Origin of the sequence: Erwinia sp. B116 (genome assembly GCF_002865965.1) — a bacterium.
Classification (GTDB): Bacteria; Pseudomonadota; Gammaproteobacteria; order Enterobacterales; family Enterobacteriaceae; genus Erwinia.
In genome coordinates this window covers 228-660 of sequence record NZ_JRZZ01000111.1, presented here as the reverse complement: position 1 = coordinate 660, position 433 = coordinate 228, and the positions used below count along the sequence as shown (strand labels likewise).

The 433-nt window shown below is 51.5% G+C and carries 4 tRNA genes; all 4 read left to right on the top strand.

The annotated features are described in order from the left end of the window. Position 1 precedes the first annotated feature (1 nt). The 4 genes from NV64_RS22810 to NV64_RS22795 all read left to right on the top strand — a co-directional run bounded on the left by NV64_RS22810 (position 2) and on the right by NV64_RS22795 (position 397). A tRNA-Met gene (locus NV64_RS22810) sits at positions 2-78 on the top strand. A 10-nt stretch (positions 79-88) separates the two neighbouring features. Next, positions 89-173 (top strand) — tRNA-Leu (locus tag NV64_RS22805). A 23-nt stretch (positions 174-196) separates the two neighbouring features. Beyond that, a tRNA-Gln gene (locus NV64_RS22800) sits at positions 197-271 on the top strand. A 51-nt stretch (positions 272-322) separates the two neighbouring features. Further along, a tRNA-Gln gene (locus NV64_RS22795) sits at positions 323-397 on the top strand. Positions 398-433 lie beyond the last annotated feature (36 nt).

Genomic DNA, 433 nt, shown 5'->3' with positions numbered 1-433 from the left:
AGGCTACTTAGCTCAGCTGGTTAGAGCACAGCACTCATAATGCTGGGGTCACAGGTTCGATTCCCGTAGTAGCCACCATCTTTTTTTTGCGGGAGTGGCGAAATTGGTAGACGCACCAGATTTAGGTTCTGGCGCCGCAAGGTGTGCGAGTTCAAGTCTCGCCTCCCGCACCATTTCCATAGTTGGCTTGCACGGATGGGGTATCGCCAAGCGGTAAGGCACCGGTTTTTGATACCGGCATTCCCTGGTTCGAATCCAGGTACCCCAGCCAGTTTTTTTAGAAGTATCTGTTTGACTGATCACGAGACTGTGATGCGGACATTGGGATATCGCCAAGCGGTAAGGCACCGGTTTTTGATACCGGCATTCCCTGGTTCGAATCCAGGTATCCCAGCCAGTCAGCAGGGAGTAAAAGCAGTAACGCAGTAAATTT